General features: G+C 46.7%; 23 protein-coding genes and 2 pseudogenes. 19 read left to right on the forward strand and 6 right to left on the reverse strand.

Translation table 11 applies throughout. The features are described from left to right. Positions 1-134: 134 nt before the first annotated feature. The 3 genes from AC1RRX_RS03300 (at position 135) to yugI (ending at position 2395) form a co-directional block, all read left to right on the forward strand. A complete protein-coding gene (locus AC1RRX_RS03300; protein ID WP_144463940.1) occupies positions 135-635 on the forward strand; it encodes an Lrp/AsnC family transcriptional regulator in 501 nt (166 codons plus the stop codon). Then, positions 636-1805: an aminotransferase gene (locus AC1RRX_RS03305; RefSeq protein WP_025285179.1), complete on the forward strand. Its 1170-nt coding sequence runs from the start codon at positions 636-638 to the stop codon at positions 1803-1805. Between the two features lie 197 nt (positions 1806-2002). Further along, entirely contained in the window at positions 2003-2395 is a 393-nt protein-coding gene (gene yugI / locus AC1RRX_RS03310) for a S1 domain-containing post-transcriptional regulator GSP13 (RefSeq protein ID WP_007408653.1), read from the forward strand. Positions 2396-2442: 47 nt separating this feature from the next. On the opposite strand, the gene AC1RRX_RS03315 is transcribed toward yugI, so the two are convergent. After that, complete coding sequence (locus AC1RRX_RS03315) at positions 2443-2679, reverse strand: DUF378 domain-containing protein (RefSeq protein WP_003152104.1); 237 nt, start codon at positions 2677-2679, stop codon at positions 2443-2445. A gap of 230 nt (positions 2680-2909) precedes the next feature. On the opposite strand from AC1RRX_RS03315, the gene AC1RRX_RS03320 reads away from it, so the two are divergent. Together AC1RRX_RS03320 and AC1RRX_RS03325 are read left to right on the forward strand one after the other, a co-directional pair. Beyond that, positions 2910-4073: an iron-containing alcohol dehydrogenase gene (locus tag AC1RRX_RS03320; RefSeq protein ID WP_088461331.1), complete on the forward strand. Its 1164-nt coding sequence runs from the start codon at positions 2910-2912 to the stop codon at positions 4071-4073. Between the two features lie 86 nt (positions 4074-4159). Next, positions 4160-5332, forward strand: coding sequence for an iron-containing alcohol dehydrogenase (locus AC1RRX_RS03325; RefSeq protein ID WP_144463941.1), 1173 nt, complete (start codon positions 4160-4162; stop codon positions 5330-5332). 292 nt (positions 5333-5624) lie between these two features. Here the strand turns inward: AC1RRX_RS03325 and ycaC are convergent, their stop codons facing one another. Then, entirely contained in the window at positions 5625-6269 is a 645-nt protein-coding gene (gene ycaC / locus AC1RRX_RS03330; protein WP_007613383.1) for an isochorismate family cysteine hydrolase YcaC, read from the reverse strand. 124 nt (positions 6270-6393) lie between these two features. Then, positions 6394-6960, reverse strand: a complete 567-nt coding sequence (locus AC1RRX_RS03335) for an NADPH-dependent FMN reductase (RefSeq protein ID WP_022537146.1) — start codon at positions 6958-6960, stop codon at positions 6394-6396. A 396-nt stretch (positions 6961-7356) separates the two neighbouring features. Here AC1RRX_RS03335 and AC1RRX_RS03340 point away from each other — a divergent pair, with 396 nt between their 5' ends. From AC1RRX_RS03340 to AC1RRX_RS03350, 3 genes are all read left to right on the forward strand, one after another. Continuing rightward, positions 7357-8709 carry a glucose-6-phosphate isomerase gene (locus AC1RRX_RS03340; protein ID WP_044801734.1) on the forward strand — a complete coding sequence of 451 codons (1353 nt, stop codon included), beginning with the start codon at positions 7357-7359 and terminating at the stop codon, positions 8707-8709. 65 nt (positions 8710-8774) lie between these two features. After that, the gene (locus tag AC1RRX_RS03345; RefSeq protein ID WP_237436946.1) at positions 8775-9128 is read left to right on the forward strand and encodes a transporter; all 354 of its coding nucleotides are present in this window, start codon (positions 8775-8777) and stop codon (positions 9126-9128) included. A gap of 22 nt (positions 9129-9150) precedes the next feature. Beyond that, positions 9151-9555: a YugN-like family protein gene (locus tag AC1RRX_RS03350; protein ID WP_015418088.1), complete on the forward strand. Its 405-nt coding sequence runs from the start codon at positions 9151-9153 to the stop codon at positions 9553-9555. Here AC1RRX_RS03350 and AC1RRX_RS03355 read toward each other — a convergent pair. Beyond that, positions 9552-10538, reverse strand: coding sequence for a potassium channel family protein (locus AC1RRX_RS03355; RefSeq protein ID WP_007408644.1), 987 nt, complete (start codon positions 10536-10538; stop codon positions 9552-9554). The two genes, AC1RRX_RS03350 and AC1RRX_RS03355, sit on opposite strands and share 4 nt — an antisense overlap. Further along, complete coding sequence (locus AC1RRX_RS03360; protein WP_015418086.1) at positions 10535-10789, reverse strand: Atypical membrane-integrating protein; 255 nt, start codon at positions 10787-10789, stop codon at positions 10535-10537. Before AC1RRX_RS03360 ends, AC1RRX_RS03355 begins: the two co-directional genes overlap by 4 nt. Positions 10790-10921: 132 nt before the next feature. On the opposite strand from AC1RRX_RS03360, the gene AC1RRX_RS03365 reads away from it, so the two are divergent. From AC1RRX_RS03365 to AC1RRX_RS03395, 7 genes are all read left to right on the forward strand, one after another. After that, positions 10922-11185 (forward strand): YuzI family membrane protein, encoded by a 264-nt coding sequence (locus tag AC1RRX_RS03365; protein WP_039063521.1) that lies wholly within the window; start codon positions 10922-10924, stop codon positions 11183-11185. Between the two features lie 46 nt (positions 11186-11231). Then, positions 11232-11909, forward strand: coding sequence for a zinc metallopeptidase (locus tag AC1RRX_RS03370; protein ID WP_144463942.1), 678 nt, complete (start codon positions 11232-11234; stop codon positions 11907-11909). 42 nt (positions 11910-11951) lie between these two features. Then, positions 11952-13241 (forward strand): hemolysin family protein, encoded by a 1290-nt coding sequence (locus AC1RRX_RS03375; protein WP_088461336.1) that lies wholly within the window; start codon positions 11952-11954, stop codon positions 13239-13241. A gap of 89 nt (positions 13242-13330) precedes the next feature. After that, positions 13331-14989, forward strand: coding sequence for a glycoside hydrolase family 13 protein (locus AC1RRX_RS03380; RefSeq protein ID WP_144463943.1), 1659 nt, complete (start codon positions 13331-13333; stop codon positions 14987-14989). A 121-nt stretch (positions 14990-15110) separates the two neighbouring features. After that, complete coding sequence (locus AC1RRX_RS03385; protein ID WP_144463944.1) at positions 15111-15527, forward strand: secondary thiamine-phosphate synthase enzyme YjbQ; 417 nt, start codon at positions 15111-15113, stop codon at positions 15525-15527. Further along, positions 15524-16555 (forward strand): nitronate monooxygenase, encoded by a 1032-nt coding sequence (locus AC1RRX_RS03390; protein ID WP_144463945.1) that lies wholly within the window; start codon positions 15524-15526, stop codon positions 16553-16555. The genes AC1RRX_RS03385 and AC1RRX_RS03390 overlap by 4 nt, the downstream gene beginning before the upstream one ends. Before the next feature lie 25 nt (positions 16556-16580). After that, a complete protein-coding gene (locus AC1RRX_RS03395) occupies positions 16581-16832 on the forward strand; it encodes a protein YuzH (RefSeq protein WP_007408636.1) in 252 nt (83 codons plus the stop codon). A gap of 17 nt (positions 16833-16849) precedes the next feature. Here AC1RRX_RS03395 and AC1RRX_RS03400 read toward each other — a convergent pair whose 3' ends face one another. After that, on the reverse strand, positions 16850-17587 hold the full coding sequence (locus AC1RRX_RS03400) for a protein-glutamine gamma-glutamyltransferase (protein WP_007408635.1): 738 nt from the start codon (positions 17585-17587) through the stop codon (positions 16850-16852). Positions 17588-17730: 143 nt separating this feature from the next. On the opposite strand from AC1RRX_RS03400, the pseudogene AC1RRX_RS03405 reads away from it, so the two are divergent. The 4 genes and pseudogenes from AC1RRX_RS03405 to AC1RRX_RS03420 all read left to right on the forward strand — a co-directional run. Continuing rightward, positions 17731-18771, forward strand: a pseudogene (locus AC1RRX_RS03405) (cache domain-containing protein); the annotation flags it as partial. A 117-nt stretch (positions 18772-18888) separates the two neighbouring features. Continuing rightward, a complete protein-coding gene (locus AC1RRX_RS03410; protein ID WP_371265913.1) occupies positions 18889-19716 on the forward strand; it encodes a methyl-accepting chemotaxis protein in 828 nt (275 codons plus the stop codon). Positions 19717-19993: 277 nt separating this feature from the next. Then, positions 19994-20941: pseudogene (locus tag AC1RRX_RS03415) on the forward strand (HAMP domain-containing protein); the annotation flags it as partial. Further along, a complete protein-coding gene (locus tag AC1RRX_RS03420) occupies positions 20936-21889 on the forward strand; it encodes a methyl-accepting chemotaxis protein (RefSeq protein WP_479835020.1) in 954 nt (317 codons plus the stop codon). The pseudogene AC1RRX_RS03415 and the gene AC1RRX_RS03420, both read left to right, overlap by 6 nt. The last annotated feature ends 85 nt before the right edge of the window (positions 21890-21974 follow it).

Genomic DNA, 21974 nt, shown 5'->3' on the forward strand with positions numbered 1-21974 from the left:
TTCTTTGTTGTAATGTAAAGGCTTTTTTGATTGTCAGATTTTAGCTCTGGTTTCTTTCGGGTTTTTCTTAGCATTTGTCGAAAATCGTGATATAATGTCATGAAGATTTTTGATAATGCAAAGGTGTGAAACGTATGAAGCTGACCGAAAAAGAAACAGAAATATTAGAAATTTTAGACGAAAACAGCCGCGTTGATGCGGAAACGATTGCGAAAATGGCAAACATTCCCGCCAAAGAAGTCAAAAGCATCATTGAAAAGCTTGAAAAGGAAAAAGTCATCATTGATTATGCGGCGATGATCGACTGGCGCAAAGTCGACGGTTTGGAAGGCGTCACGGCGATGATTGACGTAAAAGTCACTCCGAAACGAAATGTCGGCTTTGATGAAGTCGCTGAGCGGATATACAGATTCCAGGAAGTTGAATCAGTGTACCTGATGTCAGGGGTGTATGACTTATCCGTCGTTATTCGCGGCAACACGATGTCAGACGTGGCAAGCTTCGTGTCTGAAAAATTGTCCACCCTTGAGTCTGTCGTTTCCACGACAACGCACTTCATCCTGAAAAAATATAAGCATGACGGCAAAGTCTTTGAAAGCGGAGACGATGACAAAAGAATCGTGGTGTCTCCGTAAATGGAAACGAAGACTTCTTATTTATCTGACTACGTGCAGCAGATTAAACCGTCAGGCATCCGCAAATTCTTTGATCTGGCCGCTACGATGGAAGGCGTCATTTCACTGGGAGTGGGAGAGCCTGACTTTGTGACGGCCTGGAACGTGAGGGAAGCGAGTATTCTTTCTTTAGAACAGGGGTATACGGCTTATACGGCAAATGCGGGTCTTTATGAACTGAGAGAAGAAATCAGCCGCTACTTAGATCAGCGGTTCGGCCTGAGTTATTCGCCTGACAGTGAACTGATCGTTACTGTAGGGGCAAGCCAGGCGCTTGATCTCGCTGTCCGCGCCATTATGAATCCTGGAGAGGAAATGTTAATTCCCGAACCGTGTTTTGTCGCATATGAATCACTCGTGACCCTGACGGGGGCGAAGCCGGTGCCGATTCAGACTGTAGCTGCAAAAGGTTTCAAAGCATCAGCCGCCGATTTTGAAGCGGCCCTGACGGACAAAACAAAAGCGCTGCTTCTATGCTCGCCGTCAAATCCGACAGGTTCAGTCTATTCGAAAGAAGAGCTTGAATCCATCGCTGCTTTCGCTGAAAAACACGACTTGATCGTGCTTGCCGATGAAATTTATGCCGAGCTGACGTATGATGAGCCATTCACGAGCATGGGGGCCATCCGCGGCATGAAGGAACGCACGGTTCTCATTTCCGGCTTCTCCAAAGCATTTGCCATGACGGGGTGGAGACTCGGATTTACGGCGGCGCCTCCCGTGATCAGGGATGCCATGCTCAAAATTCATCAGCACGCGATGATGTGCGCGCCTTCCATGGCTCAGTATGCGGCGCTTGAAGGGCTGAAAAACGGCCAGGAAGACGTCGAAAGAATGAAGAAAAGCTATCGGAGACGCCGAAACCTGATTGTGGAGACATTGAACGAAATCGGACTCGGCTGCCACCACCCCGGCGGAGCATTTTACGCCTTTCCTTCCATTCAGTCGACCGGCATGAGTTCAGAAGAATTCGCGGAACAGCTGCTTATTGAAGAAAAAGTAGCCGTCGTTCCGGGGAATGTATTCGGCCCGAGCGGCGAAGGCTACATCAGATGTTCCTATGCGACATCCATTGAGCAGATTCAGGAAGCGCTCGTCAGAATCAAACGGTTTGTTGAAAAAAGGGCATAAAAAAAGATACGAACCCGGTTCGCATCCAAATAAAAGGGGGGAATACTAGAAAGCCTTCGTAATCATAGTATACCCTCCTTTATCTGTGCTTAAACATGATGATGTAAAAAAAGTTCTCTTTGCGAAAAACAAACTTGTATGATATAATTTTAAATTGCGTATAATCTGTATTTAATTTAACTTAGGAGTTGTTATGAATGGCAGCAAAATTTGAAGTGGGCAGTGTTTACACTGGTAAAGTAACAGGATTACAAGCGTATGGTGCGTTTGTTGCATTAGATGAAGAAACTCAAGGACTTGTTCACATTTCTGAAGTCACTCACGGTTTCGTAAAAGACATTAACGAGCACCTTTCTATCGGTGACGAAGTACAAGTAAAAGTACTTGCGGTTGACGAAGAAAAAGGCAAAATCAGCCTTTCTATCCGTGCGACTCAAGCGGCGCCTGAAAGAAAAGAAAGCAAACCAAGAAAACCGAAAGCGGCTCAAGCTTCTGAAGAAACATCTGCTCCGCAAGGTTTCAACACATTGAAAGATAAGCTTGAAGAGTGGATTGAACAGTCCAACCGCAAAGACCTTATCAAAAAATAATCATTAAAAAAAGCACCGGATATGTATGTTCGGTGCTTTTTTTATGTTTATCTGACTTCCGGATTTGCCGCTTCCTCGCGGGATGTTTCTTCGTTCGGCTTAAACAGCAGGCCGAGATTGATCAGACCGGCGATGCCGACAAGGCCGTAAATAATCCGCGACAGAGCTGATCCTTGGCCGCCGAAGATGGCTGCTACTAAATCAAATTGGAAAAACCCGATCAGTCCCCAGTTAATAGCGCCGATAATCGTTAATACGAGACAGATACGCTGAATAACACTCATGTAAACAACCTCCTCTATGAATTCGTGAAACAGTTATAGATTGTGACAAAGCAAAGAATCTATGCATACTACATTCTCCGCCGTGTAAATCACACACTGTCTCAGGCTGTACAAGTGCCTTTCCCGGGAAGCCGATGTCTGTAAACCATGTGATGCGCCGTCAAAAAAGCGGATTGCTTTACATTGAACGTCATCTTTCTGCATAATATAAATCCAAAGGAGGAGATGTCATGCAAAACTTTACATATTGGAATCCGACCAAATTGATTTTCGGAAAGGGAGAGGTTGAAAAACTTCCTGAAGAAATCAAACCGTACGGAAAAAACGTGCTGCTCGTATACGGAGGAGGCAGCATTAAGCGCAGCGGTCTTTATGATCAAGTAACCGAACTTCTGAAAAAAGCGGGAGTTACCGTACATGAATTGGCAGGCGTAGAGCCGAATCCGCGTGTCTCAACGGTGAACAAAGGTGTTGCGCTCTGTAAAGAAAACAGCATCGATTTCTTATTGGCCGTTGGCGGCGGAAGTGTCATTGACTGCACGAAAGCCATCGCGGCGGGCGCTAAATATGACGGCGACGCGTGGGATATCGTCACGAAAAAACACCAGCCGAAAGAAGCGCTGCCTTTCGGAACAGTGCTGACCCTTGCGGCAACCGGTTCAGAGATGAACTCCGGATCAGTCATCACAAACTGGGAGACACAAGAGAAATACGGATGGGGGAGCCCGCTCGTTTACCCTAAATTCTCTATTCTCGATCCGGTAAACACATTTACCGTTCCGAAAGACCACACCATTTACGGCATGGTCGATATGATGAGCCATGTGTTTGAACAATATTTCCACCACACGTCAAACACGCCGTATCAGGACCGGATGTGTGAATCGCTTCTGCGTACGGTGATTGAAACAGCGCCGAAGCTGATCAATGATCTGGAGAACTACGAGCTTCGTGAGACGATTTTATATACAGGCACGATCGCATTAAACGGAATGCTGTCAATGGGCGCAAGAGGGGATTGGGCCACACACAACATCGAGCATGCGGTATCAGCGGTTTACGATATACCGCACGCCGGAGGTTTAGCGATTCTGTTCCCGAACTGGATGAGACATGTGCTCAAAGAAAATCCGGCCCGCTTTAAACAGCTTGCCGTCCGTGTCTTTGATATTGACGAGACAGGCAAATCAGATGAAGAGATCGCACTTGAAGGAATCAGCAAGCTGTCTGATTTCTGGACGAGCCTCGGCGCTCCGAACAGACTCGCTGATTATGATATTTCTGATGAGAAGCTGGATACGATTGCAGATAAAGCGATGGCAAACGGAGCATTCGGACAGTTCAAGTCACTGCAGAAAGAAGACGTGCTTGCGATACTGAAAGCATCATTGTAATAACATAAAGGGGGCGGCCGGATTGGCAGCTCCTTTTTTTCTGTGTTATAGTAATTCCCTTACGATTTTTTTGGAGGTTATGATAAATGGAGAACTTTACGTACTACAATCCGACGAAACTGATTTTCGGAAAAGGTCAAATCGACCAATTGAAAAAAGAGCTGAAGCAATACGGGAAAAACGTGCTGCTTGTTTACGGAGGCGGCAGCATTAAGCGAAACGGCCTGTATGACCAAGTAACAGGCATCTTAAAAGAAGAAGGCGCAACCGTTCATGAGCTTGCGGGCGTTGAACCGAACCCGCGTCTGGAAACGGTAAATAAAGGAATTGAGCTGTGCAGACAGCATGAGATTGATTTCCTTCTCGCAGTCGGCGGCGGAAGTGTCATTGACTGTACAAAAGCGATTGCGGCCGGTGCGAAATATGACGGCGACGCATGGGACATTTACAGCAAAAAAGTAACGGCGCAGGACGCGCTCCCGTTCGGCACGGTGCTGACGCTTGCGGCGACAGGCTCTGAAATGAACCCTGATTCCGTTATCACAAATTGGGAAACAAACGAAAAATTCGTATGGGGCAGCAATGTCACTCATCCGCGTTTCTCCATTTTAGATCCTGAGAATACTTTCAGCGTTCCGGAAAACCAAACCGTATACGGCATGGTGGATATGATGAGCCACGTATTTGAACAATACTTCCACAATGTTGAAAACACGCCGCTTCAGGACAGAATGTGTTTTGCGGTCCTTCAGACGGTAATTGAAACAGCACCGAAACTTTTGGAAGACCTTGAGAACTATAAGCACCGTGAAACGATTTTATACGCGGGTACGATCGCATTAAACGGCACGCTGCAAATGGGCTATTTCGGCGATTGGGCTTCCCATACGATGGAGCACGCCGTATCAGCGGTTTATGACATCCCTCACGCGGGAGGACTTGCGATTCTGTTCCCGAACTGGATGAGATACACGCTGGATACAAATGTAGACCGTTTTAAAAACCTGATGCTCAACATGTTTGACATTAATACTGAAGGCAAAACGGATAAAGAAATTGCGCTTGAAGGGATCGATAAATTGTCCGCGTTCTGGACAAGCCTCGGCGCACCGTCCCGCCTTGCGGATTATGACATTGGTGAAGACAAGCTTGAGCTGATCGCAGACATCGCCGCAAAAGAAATGGAATACGGCGGATTCGGCAATTTCCAAAAACTGAACAAAGATGACGTACTTGCCATCTTAAAGGCGTCACTGTAAGATACATTCCCGCCCGGGGTGAAGATGAAATAGATTTTCAAGCAGCAGATATAACCGTTTTGGGAGTCCCTCTTTCCATATTTTCATTAGTGCATCAAGAGCAAGTGAAACACCCCTTGCCATGAGACAACTATGGAAATCTCACATGATGCGGATTTGACTCCCTGTTTCTGTACATTTAGCAGAAAAGGATCAATTAACTTTGCGATTGCCGATCATCTATTTACACAAAATCTAAATCATGAAGAGCCGCGAATTTAAAAAAGGGGCGCTGATTCAATCAGCGCTCCTTTTATGCATTTTGTGTACTAAGGTCCCGCTGAGCCCCCATATAGCTTCCCATTAAGTTTTGATAACCGGGAAGATGACTGGAGATTAATGCGCCAAAACCTTCAACATCGTTGCGCCAATCACGCTGTAACTCGCATGCTACGCTGAACCAGTTCATAAGCTGCGCGCCGCCATGAGCCATACGCGTTAATGATGCATCTGCTACTTGCTTATTAAACGTCCCCGAAGCATCTGTCACAACAAACACTTCGTAGCCTGCTTTAATGGCAGAAAGCGCAGGAAAAGCAACGCAGACGTCTGTTACCACCCCCGCGATAATCAGCTGTTTTTTGCCAGTCGCTTCAATGGCTTTAACAAAATCTTCATTGTCCCATGCATTAATTTGTCCGGGACGGGCTATTTTTGGCGCATCAGGAAAGAGATCAGCGAGTTCTTGCATGAGCGGTCCGTTGGGTCCATTTTCAAAACTCGTTGTTAAAATAACCGGTAAATCAAAGAATTTAGCCGTATCACCGAGAGCCAATACATTGTTCTTAAATTCATCAACGCCATAGTCACGCACGAGACCGGAAATAAGGCCCGTTTGATGGTCAACTAAAAGCACGGCAGCATCATCTTTTGAAAGACGGGAATAAAGATCAGACATTTTATAATCCTCCTTGAATTAAGGCGAGTAAGTTTGTGAATTGAAAACGGTAAATCTATTCATATGCTGTATAGATAGAAAGTTATTTCTGAGGTGACTTTTCGTGAGGGTGATGATCCTTCAATTAATTTGGAACGGGAACCGGAGCATGATCAATCCAATGGATGAACTGTTGTAAATAGCGTTGAAGATAACGTTTTGTTTGTTCATCCGTAAGTATGTTTTGAGCGGAATCAATTTTCTCATGGACTTGCGAAATCAGCATTTTTTGAAAGGGCAAAACATTGACTTGCATAGCTTCGAGTACTTCTCTCATTTGCGTTTGACCAAAGGCAGTACCGAACCCTCCGGGGGTTGCTCCGATTAAGCCAACCGGTTTTCTGTTTAAAACAGAAGAGGTCCGCGGTCTCGATGCCCAGTCCAATGCATTTTTTAATACCCCCGGAATTCCGGAATTGTACTCTGGACTTACAATGATGACGCCGTCAACGTCTTGTATATCAGCTCTAAAGGATGTTACGGAGTCTGGTGCTCCGGCAATTTCTAAATCTTCGTTAAAAAAAGGAAGACTGTCTATTTCAACCCAACGAAATTGAGCCGCATTATCGAAGTCAATCAATGATTGAGCAATTGCTCGATTATACGAGTTTTTTCGTAAACTTCCACAAATAAGACCAATGGTTTTAGTCATAAAATCACCTCCCGGTTTAAAATCACTTTCATCTTAACATGACACTCCAAATATAGACACTATTTTTAAAATTGTACATTTATGCCTTAATATGCCTTCGTGGCAGCCTCTCAAGAGGAGTACTATATAAAAAGAACCGTCCCCTAGGGATTGGCGATGGATGTCATCCTGCTCCAAAGTAAAGGTGATACGTTCCTGGATCACCAACATTCGATTCGTTATCCCTCTCACGATTATTACAAATATAACCATCTCGAATCCGGGATATTGTATAAAAAATGAACGCATCTTTAGCGCAAATCCCGTATCATCCGGCCTTCTTCATGACTTGATTTAGCGGGTGAGTTCATATAAAGTGAAAGAGAAAACAATTCACCGTGATGGAGGGACAAGCAAATGACGCATGTACGCTTTGATTACTCAAGAGCGTTACCTTTTTTCAATGAACATGAACTTACATACGCACGTGATTTCGTAAAAACGGCACACCATAATATCCATGAAAAAACAGGCGCCGGAAGCGACTTTTTAGGATGGGTGGACCTCCCCGAAAACTACGATAAAGAAGAATTCGCGCGCATTAAAAAAAGCGCTGAAAAAATTAAATCAGATTCAGACGTGCTTCTCGTCGTGGGTATCGGCGGTTCATATTTAGGCGCCCGCGCGGCGATCGAAGCGCTCAATCATTCTTTCTATAATGTTCTGCCGAAAGACAAGCGCAAAAACCCTCAAGTTATCTTTATCGGCAACAATATCAGCTCAACTTATATGAAAGATGTTATGGATCTTTTGGAAGACGCTGATTTCTCTATCAATGTCATTTCTAAGTCAGGCACGACGACGGAACCTGCAATCGCTTTCCGGATTTTCCGCAAACTTCTTGAAGAAAAATACGGAAAAGAAGAAGCGAAAGCGCGGATTTACGCGACGACAGATAAAGAGCGCGGCGCTTTAAAAACGCTTTCTAATGAAGAAGGCTTCGAATCATTCGTTATTCCTGATGATGTCGGCGGACGTTTCTCCGTTCTGACTGCGGTAGGCCTTCTGCCGATTGCGGTAAGCGGGGCTGATATCGATGAAATGATGAAAGGCGCTCTTGATGCAAGCAAAGACTTTTCCAGCTCGGAATTAGAAGAGAACGCGGCTTACCAATACGCCGTCGTCCGCAACGTTCTGTATAATAAAGGAAGAACTATTGAAATGCTCATCAACTATGAGCCTGCGCTGCAATACTTTGCGGAATGGTGGAAGCAGCTCTTCGGCGAAAGTGAAGGAAAAGATGAAAAAGGCATCTATCCTTCTTCTGCTAACTTCTCAACAGACCTTCACTCTCTCGGTCAATACGTGCAGGAAGGCAGACGCGATCTGTTTGAAACTGTATTAAACGTTGAAAAACCGAAGCATGAGCTGACAATTGAAGAAGCGGAAACTGATCTCGACGGCTTAAATTACTTAGCCGGCAAAACGGTCGATTTCGTCAACAAAAAAGCGTTCGAAGGCACGATGCTTGCCCATACAGACGGAAAAGTGCCGAACTTAATTGTCAATATTCCGGAGCTTAATGCATATACATTTGGATATCTCGTCTATTTCTTTGAAAAAGCGGTGGCGATGAGCGGTTATCTGCTCGGAGTCAACCCGTTTGATCAGCCGGGTGTTGAAGCCTATAAGGTGAATATGTTCGCGCTTCTCGGCAAACCGGGCTTTGAAGAGAAAAAAGCAGAGCTTGAAAAACGCCTTGAAAAATAAAAAAAAGGGCTGGCCCTCAGCACGACGGGTCAGCCTTTTTTAAACCGTGAAAGGTGTGATGATGAATGATACGACTCTTATGTAAGCATGCCGTCATTTCCGTCTGTTCCGCCGCTATTGTCTATTCGGCACTAAAACTGTCTCCTGAATCCCTCTTACAAACCATCCTGTTTTTCGCTTTCCCTCTCGGCTTGTTTACGGACATGGTCCGGCTGAAACTGAAGATTGGCCGGATGCAGTCGCTGATCACGAAGTGCTGTCTCTATGCCGCCGTTTTCTATATTTCAACGGAAGCCGTTCTCTCCGCAATTGTGATGTATGTTCTGATTGAATGCGCCGTTATCTCTATCCAGCGTCTGTCTGCCGCTCCCGATTCTTCCCGGGCGCCGTATGAAGATGCAGCAGAGCGGGGACGCTAAAGACAAAAAGGAGCATATGCACATGATCAGCATTCCATCTTCACTTGAAGGGCAATCGTTTTTACTCCGCGAACTGGAACAGGTGCTGAAACCGATCGGTTATACCATCGGAGGCGGCTGGGAGTATGACCGCGGGTTCTTTGATTACAAAATTTCCGATCAGGACGGCTATTTATTTCTTCGAATCCCTGTTGAAGCAAATAAGGGACACCTGGATGAACGGGGGGCCGCCGTTACAATCGGCACACCCTTTTTGCTGAGGCACGTCTATCAGCAGGAAACGGATGATCACGCAGGCGGCGGTGTTTTTGAGTCATTATTCAACCAATTCTCCGAGCCGAAACGGCGGGATGCGGCAATTGACCGCTCATATACAGATATTGGCATCTCGCTTGTGAAAGAGCTGGAAGACGTCCTGCTGCATTAAAGAGCCAAAAACAGATCAGTATCGAGCACCTGGTATGACAGGGGAGGGGTCAGCATTGGCCCCTCTTCTTTTTGTATGCCGATGATCGTGGTATTCCGTTTGAGATAATAGAGCGCACAGTCATGATAAGATGAGCCCTTTAGTTCCTCGGGGACGGGAATGATGCGCACCTTTTTCTCCAGCGTCAGATCTGACAGCGTTTGCGGTTTGGCAAGCTGCAGCTTGACCCGGTAATGCTCAAACATCACCCGGCTCGACAGCCGTGATGTGCACAGAATCTTATTGGCTCCTGCGCGCTCGGCGTTTTTGACATACCGTTCCGTTAAAATTTCCACGATACAATAAACGGACGGGTGCAGCCCTTTGATGGCGAGAAGCGTTAATACCGACAGCATATCAGCTTCGGATTCATTTTTTTGCTGGTCGGCTGTCAGAATGACGGTATCGGCTTCCGTAATATTCGCTTTATTGAGTGTGCTGTCATCAGCGGCATGTCCGCGGATGAAATGGACGTTTTCAATAAGCGGTCCTTCCCTTAATGAATCATCAATCAGGACGACAGTTTTTGACGGCGCGATGTGCTGCAGTTCTTTCAGCAGCATATGCGATTTTTCATTCCATCCGATAAGAATGACGTGCCCCTTGCCTTTAAAGGCGACCTTCCCTTCGACATAGCGGTGCTGTTTGCTGAACACGGCTGAAGAAAGCGTGGCGAAATAGGCGGTTACAAAACTCGCTCCGCTTAATACAAGCACCATACCGGCAATCTGCCCGAGCGGCGTCTGGGGAACGTAATCGCCGTAGCCGACTGTGGCCACCGTAATCACCGCCCACCAAACCCCTTCAAACACAGACGTGAATTGCTTCGGTTCGAGCATGTAAATGAGTTGGCCGAACAATAAAATCAAGGCGATAATGATCAGCCCGATCCGAACATATAACGGCCATCTCAGCCAGGAAATAAATAAACGGTTTGATTTCATTCGTCCGGCTCTTCTTTCGACAGAGAGATGGATAAAATCTGCTTAATAATGGTGTTTAGTTTTTCGTCCAGCTGTTCCTGGCCGTATGAGTCACGCGCATGTCTGATTAAATCGGCCGTCTCATCTTCAAACTGAATGAGAGGTTCATCGTTTTCCGCCTCATTATAGAGCTGGATGAAGGCGTCAAGCCCTTCGTTCATTCTGTCTATCGCATTGCTCAGCTGTTCTTTCTCGCCATTTGTCACTTTCATGTCGATCACACCTGTATCTTTTTTTATACAGTATGTCCCAGTTCGTTTGATGTCTTTCAAAAATCGCCGAAAACATATTCACCCTCATTTTTTCATATGATAAAGAAAGCGGACCGAAAAAGGGTGAGTCAAATGACAGTCATTCAAAAACTGCTGGCGGCGCTGGCCGGAGCGCAGCTGCTCGCTTCGGCGGCCGTATTGCTTATTTTCGATTTGAATGGATACAATCACATGTCCGGCGGATTTTCATGGCTTGTTTTTGCAAAAGAGACCGCAGGCACGTTTCCGTTTTACATCGGATTGGCAGGGTGTATCCTCATCATGCTCGGAGGATTGATTCCTGTCAGAAAAAAGAAGCGGATTTCTGTACAGGAAAACGGACAATCATTAAAATAATATATAAGCAGATCGTACGATATAAGAGAAAAAGGAAGAGGATAATATGCTGTTTATCTTTTTAACAATTGCTGCATTGGGATTGTCGTTTTGGGCACAATTTAAAGTGAAAAGCAATTTTCAGAAATACTCAGACGTGGAAGCTTCCAGTCAGCGGACGGGGGCGGAAACGGCAAGACGGATTCTTGATATTAACGGTTTATATGATGTGCCGGTAGAACCGGTAAGAGGCACTTTAACAGACCATTACGACCCGACGGAGCGGGTGGTGCGTTTATCTGAGCCGGTATATTACGGCCGCTCCATTTCCGCCATTTCCGTCGCTTCCCATGAAGTCGGACATGCTTTGCAGCATCAGGAATCATACGGCGCGCTTGTGCTGAGGCACAAAATGTTTCCGGTCGTCAATTTTGCCTCCGGGGTTGCCCCTCTGCTTTTCTTGGGCGGGATGCTCCTGGGCAGCTTGAACTTAATCGGACTCGGCATTATTTTGTTTTCGGCCGCTGTTTTTTTCCAGCTTGTCACACTGCCTGTCGAGTTTAATGCCAGCGCGAGGGCGAAGCGGATTATCGTGTCGGAAGGATTCATTCGCAACAGTGAAGAACACGGCGTGAATAAAGTGCTGAACGCCGCCGCGCTGACGTATGTGGCTGCGGCGCTCGTTTCATTATTCGAGCTGCTTCGTTTTGTGATGATTTTCTTAAATGGTCGTGATGAGAATTAACACGAAGGAGGTGGCCCCTTACCGTTTGCGGTAGGGGTTTTTTTGCTTATATTAAAACTGATTCTCATTATGCTGTTAATCGGATTAACGGCCATCTTTGTCGCTGCGGAATTTGCGATTGTCAAAATCCGCGGTTCAAAAATTGCGGAACTGGTTGAAACCGGAGACAGCCGGGCGCTCGCGGCGCACAGGGTGATTTCAAATCTCGATGAATATTTATCAGCGTGCCAGCTCGGCATTACGATTACGGCGCTCGGACTCGGCTGGCTCGGTGAACCGACGATTCAGCGGCTTCTGCATCCTGTTTTCAGCCTGCTCGGAATGCCGTCATCTATTACGCACGTCGTCACGTTTATTGCGGCGTTTATCGCCGTTACGTATCTGCACGTCGTCATCGGAGAGCTTGCGCCGAAAACGATATCCATTCAAAAAGCCGAAGCCGTCAGTCTGTGGACGGCGAAACCGCTCATTCTGTTTTATAAAGTGATGTATCCGTTTATTAAGCTGCTAAACGGCTCAGCCGGATTTTTGGTCAAGCTGTTCGGTTTTCATTCGGTGAAAGAACATGAGGTCGTGGTCAGTGAAGAGGAATTGCGGCTGATTTTGTCCGAAAGCTATAAAAAAGGTCAAATCAATCAATCTGAATTCCGTTACGTCAATAAAATATTTGAATTCGATAACCGGGTCGCCAGAGAAATCATGGTGCCGCGCACCGAAATCGCCGCCATCTCGCTTGAACAGTCAGTTGATGAAGCCATACATTTGATCATCAACGAACGGTATACGAGATATCCGGTTATTAAGGAAGACAAAGATCACATTCTCGGCATTATTAACAATAAGGATTTATTTAAAGCGTATTTTCTCGGCCGCTCCATTGAATTAAAAGAAATTATGCGTCCGGTCATCAGAGTCATTGAAAGCATCCCCGTTCAGGAGCTTTTGATCCGCATGCAGAAGGAGCGGATTCATATGGCGATTCTCGTTGACGAATACGGCGGCACGGCGGGACTTGTGACCGTCGAAGACATATTGGAGGAAATCGTCGGGGAAATCCGTGATGAATATGACCAGGATGAAATGCCCCACATCGTCAAAAAAGGCGAACACCACTATGTGATGGACGGCAAGGCGCTCATAGAAGAGGTGAATGATCTCCTTGATATCGCCATCGAAAATGAAGACATTGACACGATTGCCGGCTGGCTCTTAACACAAAAAATGGAGCTGAAAAATGGTGATGTGTTTCATGCCGAAGGGTGTGAATTTAAGGTGCTGGAAGCGGAAGACCATCATATCCGCTTCGTTGAAATTAAAAAAACTGATTTCTGAGCCTCCTGCTTTTGCAATGAGGCTTTTTTTATGGAAAAAATGCTTCTTCGTCCCGCTCCTTCATATGCTGTAAAGAAAGGAGTGTCGGTATGAAAACGGATTGGTGGAAAACGGCGGCCGTCTATCAAATTTATCCCCGAAGCTTTATGGATTCGAACGGGGACGGAATCGGCGACATGAACGGCATCAGAGCAAAGCTTCATTACATAAAAGAGTTGGGGGCGGATGTGATCTGGCTTTGTCCCGTTTTTGACTCGCCGGGCGCGGACAACGGCTACGATATTCGGAATTATAAACAAATTGCCGGCGAATTCGGCTCGATGGAGGATTTTGACCGGCTACTTGCGGATGTCCATGCGCTCGGCATGAAGCTGATTATAGACCTCGTCATCAACCATACAAGCGATGAGCACCCTTGGTTTATCGAATCACGCTCAGCGAAAGATTCCGAAAAACGGGACTGGTACATTTGGAGAGACGGAAAGAACGGCAAAGAGCCGAACAATTGGGAAAGCATTTTCGGCGGATCAGCGTGGGAATATGATCAAGAGACCGGCCAGTATTACCTGCACCTGTTTGACAAAAAACAGCCTGATTTAAATTGGGAAAACGAAGCGATGAGGCAGTCCGTTTATGAGATGGTCCGCTGGTGGCTTGATAAAGGCATAGACGGCTTCCGGGTGGATGCCATTTCTCACATTAAGAAAAAAGAAGGGCTCCCTGACATGCCGAATCCGGACGGTCTCCCATACGTCCCGTCTTTCCCGTATCATATGAATGGGGAAGGCATAATGGATCTCTTAAAAGAGCTGAAACGGGAAACATTTTCGCGCTATCCGACCATGACGGTCGGCGAGGCAAACGGAGTGGCGGCTTGGGAGGCGGCTGATTGGGCCGGTGAAGAAAACGGCGTCTTTCAAATGATTTTTCAATTTGAACATCTCGGCCTCTGGGATACGGAAGATGATCAAAGCATCTCCATTCCGGCGCTTAAGCGCGTCTTGTCCGGCTGGCAGAACAGTCTTGAAGGAAAGGGCTGGAACGCGTTGTTTATGGAGAACCACGATCAGCCCCGTTCCGTCTCGGTATGGGGTGACGAACGGTTTTTGACAGAAAGCGCCAAGGCACTCGCCGCGATGTATATGCTGATGAAAGGCACGCCGTTTATTTACCAGGGGCAGGAGCTCGGAATGACCAATGTTTCGTTCCCATCCATTGAAAATTATGATGACGCCGCAATGAAATATCTGTATGAAAAAGAGACGTCCCGCGGCGTTCCGCATGAAAAAGTGATGAAGATCATCTGGAAGAAGGGCCGGGATAATTCACGGACACCGATGCAATGGAGCGGTGAGGCGAACGGCGGGTTTTCTGATGCTTCTCCGTGGCTCGGAGTGAATCCGAACCACACATGGCTGAATGCTGCATCACAAATGCAGGATGAAACATCCGTATACCATTTCTACAAACGGCTACTCGCCCTCAGAAAAGAATACGGCGTATTGATCAACGGCACATATGAATTGCTGCTTCCGAATGACCGGCAGATTTATGCCTATCTAAGAAAAAACGGAACAACAACCGCCCTGATCATCACAAATCTGTCTCGAACCCCCGCTTTATACAGGCATCCCGGTTATCCGCTTGACTCCGATTCTCTCGTGCTTGCAAACGCAGAAACAGAAGCGCACCGCCATGTGACATCCTTTCTTTTAAAGCCTTATGAGGCCCGCGTATATATATGGTGAAAAACTTCAGTCCCGAGGCTGAAGTTTTTTGTGATCTGCGTTTATCATCGCGATCCGACAGGAAAAGACAAATACAGAAACGAATATGGGAAAGGAAGAGAAAAAGAAAGGAGGCATTTATATGCTGAAAAAATTGCAGATTCAAACAAACAGACGGGATGAAATGATCGACATCACACATGAAGCCGAAGCGTTTCTCCGCGAAACAGGCGTGAAAAACGGTTTGGCGCTCATATACTGTCCCCATACAACCGCCGGCATTACCATAAATGAAAATGCCGATCCGGATGTGAAGAGGGATATGCTCAGAAGGTTTGATGAAATGTATCCGTGGGAGCACGAACTGGACCGGCATATGGAGGGAAATACGGCGGCACATATGAAAGCGAGTACAACCGGCGCCTCCCAGCATGTCATCATAGAAGACGGGCGCCTGATACTCGGAACATGGCAGGGCGTTTATTTTTGCGAATTTGACGGTCCGCGAAACAGAACATGTTATATCAAAATACAGGCTGAAACGGAGGAAAACAAATGAGTGAGTGGATGAGTGCATTATCATTAACAAAGCCCGTCATTCAAGCGCCGATGGCCGGCGGGCTGGTCACGCCGCGTCTGGCTTCGGCGGTATCAAATGAAGGGGCGCTCGGAAGCCTTGCTTCAGGATACGTCAGCCCGCAAGCGCTTGAAAAACAGCTTATCGAGATGAAAGAGCTGACGAACCGCTCCTATCAAGTAAATCTTTTCGTTCCGGAAGAAAGGCAGATGCCTGAGGCGGAACTTGTTGAAAAATGGAAAGCCCGCATCCCGAGGGCAAAAGACGCCAAGCCGTTCTCTGATCTGAAAGAAGAATGGAATGATTTCGAGGAAAAAGCGGAGCTTCTGATCCGTTACGGAGTCAAAGCGTGTTCATTCACCTTCGGCCTGCCGCCGGAAGAAACGGCGGAAAAGCTGAAGAAAAGCGGATGTTTCCTTTTCGGCACGGCGACAACGCCGGAGGAAGCGAAGGCTTTTGAAGAACGGGGAATGAACGCCGTTATCCTTCAGGGAATAGAAGCCGGCGGACATCGCGGGTCGTTTCTGCCGGTTAAAGGAGAACCGGCTCTCGGCCTTATGGCGCTGATTCCGCAGGCTAAAGACGCGCTGAATATCCCGGTGATTGCGGCAGGCGGCATTTTTGACCGCCGCGGGGTGCAGGCGGCCCGATGTTTGGGTGCGGACGGCGTTCAAGTAGGAACACCGTTTCTCCTTTGTGAAGAAAGCAGCGCCTCACCGGCATATCAAAAAGCCATTGCCGAATCAAATGGAGCCGACACGCGGCTGACCACCCTGTTTTCGGGAAAACAGGCGCGGGGAATCGTGAATCAGTTCATGAAAACATATGAAGCTGACGAGGGAAAAACGCTGCCTTATCCGCTGCATAATACGCTGACAAAGCCGATGCGCGGGCACGCGGCTCAATCAGAAGACGCGGAGTATATGTCTTTATGGGCTGGCCAGTCCGCCGCGAAACTTGAAGGGCCGACAGACGTGAAAACCGTTTTGGACGGATTGTGCGAATCATAATCCAGCAATCGTGAGGTGATGGATGATGAAGATTCTTCAAATGTCCTATAAAAAAAGAGGGACTATTGAGTTTGTCTTTGAAGATTTTCCGCATTCTAAAGTCACCATGGCGCCGATTAAAGGGTATTACTTTGTCCGCGCCATTAAATGGAGCCGACGGGACAGAGCCGTCACCCGACATGATTTAGAGAAGTTTGAATGGGCTGCAAACCAAGCGCTCGGCACGACGGCTTTTTACCGGAAAAGAAAAGCATTCCGCATCCCATCGTCACAATGACAGACGATGGGATTGTTTTAATGCATGATCTGATAAAGCGCGGGTGCATCAAGCCTTGTTGCCTGGTTAAGCAGATAAGCCGGCTGCACGGCATTTTTTTTTCTTAAAGAATTCAATCTCTGGATGATTTGTTCAGCGGTCAGAATCCCGAGACCGTGGGCGAAATATTGATCATTCCCCATCACAATGACATTCTCTCCCCGCCACTGAGCCTTTGCAGGATTAAAATCAGGATTTTTAAAATATAAACAATCTCCCCGTAAAAAGTGGCTGCCGGTTTCCGTGTAGATCGGCAGATGCTCATAGTGCCAGTCATACAAAGTGATATCCCGGAAACGCCGGTTAAACCGTTCTTCACCGATTGTCTTTAAGACGGCCAGATAATAAATCACAACAATGGCGGTAGCGCATTCAAATGCGTAAAACGCCCCATTTTCAATAATGTCCCGAATCGCTTTTGAAGCGGGGATTCTGTACTTCAGCTCCAAGGCTCCTTCTGGCGTCACTCTCCAATAAGCCGTATTTCCGTATGTTTTGGCGAAAGTCGCAAATTTCACACCTGATCCGTGCAGTTCTCTTGCGGCTTCCACAATATGGCGGCGCAGCCGCACCTCGAACATCAGTTCAGCAATCGACCCGTAATCGAATTGTACGGGAGAATTGAGCAGTTCATTTATATACGGAACAAGGCTTTCTTCCGTCTGCCAGTTCGCGATGTCCTGAGGCCGAAGCACTTGGCCGGATATGATAATCATCTGCGCGCCCCCCTTCTCTTTTTTTATAAGATATGCAGGAAGCTTGGGCAATGAAAATCAAGTCATAAAAAAGGAGGAAATGTTAACAAAATGTGAAGGCTGAGCCGATATATAAGGTATCACACTTGAGGGAGCAGCTTAATATGAAAAAATTCATCAATTGGTGCACAAAGGCATCGATTTCACGTAAATTAATCATTTCATTTATCGTGATCTTAATCATACCGATTCTCGTGTTAGAATTCAGTTCATACCATACGGCGAGCAATTCGCTGGATGATCAGATTTCAGGCAACGCGAAAAATAACATCGAATCTTTTAACACAACCATTACAAATGATATCGGCGCAAAAGCAAAGGCGATTGAATTTTTCAGTGAAACGTTAAAAGGGTCATCCTTCTCAAAGAAAAACATGTCTGCTCTTGAAGAAAAGTTCGGGCAATACACGTCTATTCATAAGGACGTAGCCCGCATTTACGGAGGAACGGAAGACGGCAGCTACGCACAGGCGCCGAAGGAGAATACTCCGGCCGATTACGATCCGAGAACACGCACTTGGTATAAAGACGCTGTGAAGGCTGGCGGCACGCTCGTTGTCACCGACCCTTACACCGCGGCAAGCGACGGCAGCATGGTCGTCACCGTGGCAAAGCAGATGCAGGACGGAACAGGCGTAGTGGCCATGGATATTACGATTGACCAGCTGCTGAAGCAGATGCAGGGAATCAAAATCGGACAAAAAGGCTTCGTGTTTATCACGTCCAAAAATAAAACCTATGTCGCGCATAAAGACCACAAACCGGGCGATAAAGTTTCAACCCCGTGGCTGAATGAGGTATACAGCAAAGACAGCGGCATTATTTCATACAAGCTCGATGATCAAAATAAAAAAATGGCGTTTACGACAAATAAACTGACCGGATGGAAAATAGAGGGGAGCATGGAGCTCAACGAAATTAAAGACGCCTCACAACCGGTGCTGACGATGGGAATGATCGTCCTTGCAGCATCCATTATCATCGGGGGAATTTTAATTCTGTTGATTGTCAGATCCATTACGTCACCGCTGAAACGGCTTGTCCGCTCTTCTAAACAAATCAGCGGCGGAGACTTGACCGAGACCATTGATATCCGCTCGAAAGATGAATTGGGCGAACTCGGCGCGAGCTTTAATGAAATGGGAGAATCTCTGCGCGGACTGATCAGCGCGATCCAAAACTCTGTCGACAATGTGGCCGCGTCATCGGAAGAGCTGACCGCTTCAGCTTCGCAGACAAGCAAAGCGACGGAACATATTACAATGGCCATTGAGCAGTTTTCAAACGGAAACGAAGAGCAAAGCGAAAAAGTCGATTCAAGCTCAGCCAAGCTGAATCATATAAATGACGGACTCACCGCCGTTTCCCGCACATCATCATCCATTACGGAAGCATCTAAACAATCGAAGGAAGCTGCCGGCACCGGGGAAGAATATGTGCAGCAAACCGTCGGGCAGATGAATCTCATCAATCAATCGGTCCAGCAGGCGGAAGCGGTTGTAAAAGGCCTTGAGGCCAAATCAAAAGACATCACTCATATTTTAAGAGTCATCAACGGTATTGCCGATCAGACAAACCTGCTTGCATTAAATGCAGCCATTGAAGCGGCAAGAGCCGGTGAATACGGCCGGGGCTTCTCAGTGGTAGCCGAAGAAGTGCGCAAGCTGGCCGTCCAATCCGCCGGTTCTGCCAAAGAGATTGAAAAACTCATTCAGGAAATCACGGCTGAAATTAATACGTCGCTTCACATGTTCACATCCGTTAATGAAGAAGTTCAATCAGGACTTGCCGTAACGGACCGCACGAAAGAAAGCTTCCAGAATATCTTCGGCATGACAAACGACATCGCCGAGAAGCTTCAATCGATGAACGGCACGGTTGAACAGCTGTCAGACAGCTCTCAGCACGTTTCAGCCGCGGTGACCGATATTGCGGACGTATCTAGGGAAAGCGCAGCAAGCATTCAGGATATTGCCGCATCCGCAGAAGAACAGCTTGCATCAATGGAAGAAATCAGCACATCCGCCGATACTTTGGCGCAAATGGCCGAAGAACTGCGGGAATTAACGAAACAATTTAAAATCAACTAGTAAAAAAGGACGCTTTCCGGATGGAAGGCGTCTTTTTTTATAGTAATAGCCGGACAATTAAATAAAAAGTCTTGCATGAAAAGGGAGTACATAGAACTATTTTTTATTTATGACTTAATTTTCAATGTAATAAAAAGGGAGTCGGCCGATATAAACAGTAAATGATTGAAAGAGGTTTACAAAATTGAAAAAAACAGCAAAAAAAATCACCAGAAAATCAATAGCCAAAAAACTGATCATTTCATTTTTACTGATCTTAATCATTCCGGTAGCAGTATTGGCTGCCGGCGCCTACCGTTCGGCGGCTTCATCCGTTGAAAAGCAAATGATGGAAAGCGCCGAAGGAAATGTGCAAATCTTAAACAATATGATTGATGACCGGATCGGAATGTTTACAAAAAGCTCAGCATATTTCAGCGAATGGGCGACAAGCGCTAAATTTAAAGAAAAAAACCAAACGGAAATGCAAGAAAGGTTCAAGCAGTTTATTGAAAGCAATGATAAAGCGTCCGCCGTATTTTCAAGCAGCAAGGAAGGAACGTTTACCCGTTATCCGCATGCCGATATGCCGGCCGATTTCAACCCGCTTGAAAGAAGCTGGTATCAGGAAGCCATGGAGAATAAAGGCCAAACCATCATCACAGACCCTTATGAGTCCATCTCAAACAAAAAGATGGTCGTCACTATGGCCCGCGCGGCGCAAGACGGATCAGGCGTCGTCGCCATTGATATAAAAATCGACGATCTCATCACGATGACAAAAGAAGTGAACATCGGAAAAGAAGGATACGCCTTTATCCTCAGCAAAAATAAAAAAGCCGTTGCGTACAGTGATGAAAAAGCCGGCGCGGCGGTATCGGGAAAATGGGTTGATACATTATACAGCGGGCAAAAAGGCGACTATGAATATACGCTGAACGGGAAAGCTAAAAAAATGGCGTACGTGACCAATGAAGCGACGGGCTGGAAGATCAGCGGAACCATGTCCGTGGATGAAATCAAGGATGCGGCAAGACCGGTTCTGACTCTGGCCGTTATCATATTGGCGATAGCCATTGCCGCAGGGATGATTTTCATTTATTTTGTCATCCGCTCAATTACCAAACCGTTAAAACGTCTCGTAGCTTCAGCGGAAAAAATCAGCAGCGGAGATCTGACGGAAACCATTGATGTCAGCTCTCAAGATGAGCTGGGCGTGCTCGGTAAAAGTTTTAATCATATGACAAATTCACTCCGTTCGCTTATTCAGGGAATTCAGGACTCTGTTGAACATGTCGCTTCTTCCTCAGAGGAGCTGACGGCTTCGGCTGAGCAGACGAGCAAAGCAACGGAACATATCACCCTTGCGATTGAACAGTTTTCTAATGGAACGGAAGACCAAAGTGAGAGTATTGATAAAGCGACAGCCCAAGTGAATGAGATGAAAGACGGGCTCAGTGATCTGGCGGAAGCGGCAGCCGTGGTGACGGAAACGTCAATTGAATCGGCGGAGATATCCGGCGCCGGTGAGCGGCTTGTCAAGAAAACAGCCGGCCAGATGGGCGCCATTGACCAATCCGTAAGTAAAGCGGAGCAAGTCGTACAAGGGCTTGAACTCAAATCGCAGGACATCACCAGCATTTTGCGCGTCATTAACGGCATTGCCGATCAAACGAATCTCCTTGCTTTAAATGCAGCCATTGAAGCGGCAAGAGCGGGAGAATACGGACGCGGTTTTTCAGTCGTTGCCGAAGAAGTGAGAAAGCTTGCCGTCCAATCCGCCGATTCAGCGAAAGAAATCGAATCCTTAATTCATGAAATCGTCAAAGAAATTCATACTTCGCTCGGAATGCTGGAATCCGTCAATCACGAGGTGAAAAGCGGACTTCAGTTAACGGACGAAACGGAAAAAAGCTTCCGGGACATTTCCGTTAAAACAAATCAGATTGCCGGTGAACTGCAAAATATGAATGCAACCGTGGAACAGCTTTCTGCCGGGTCTCAGGAAGTATCAAACGCTTCAGAGGATATCGCGGCCGTCTCCAGACAAAGCGCGGCCGGCATTCAGGACATCGCGGCTTCAGCTGAAGAGCAGCTTGCGTCCATGGAGGAAATCAGTTCCTCCGCCGTCACGCTGGAAAAAATGGCGGAAGAATTACGCGAACTGACAAAGCGTTTTAAGATAAACTCTTAATTAAGTCTAAAAGACTAATTTTAAGATAGGTAAAAAGTATGTTTCGTTATATTTCTTCTTTTTGGATGTGTATATTTACCCATAA

The sequence above is a fragment of the Bacillus sp. GW821-FHT11D08 genome, from assembly GCF_058808515.1.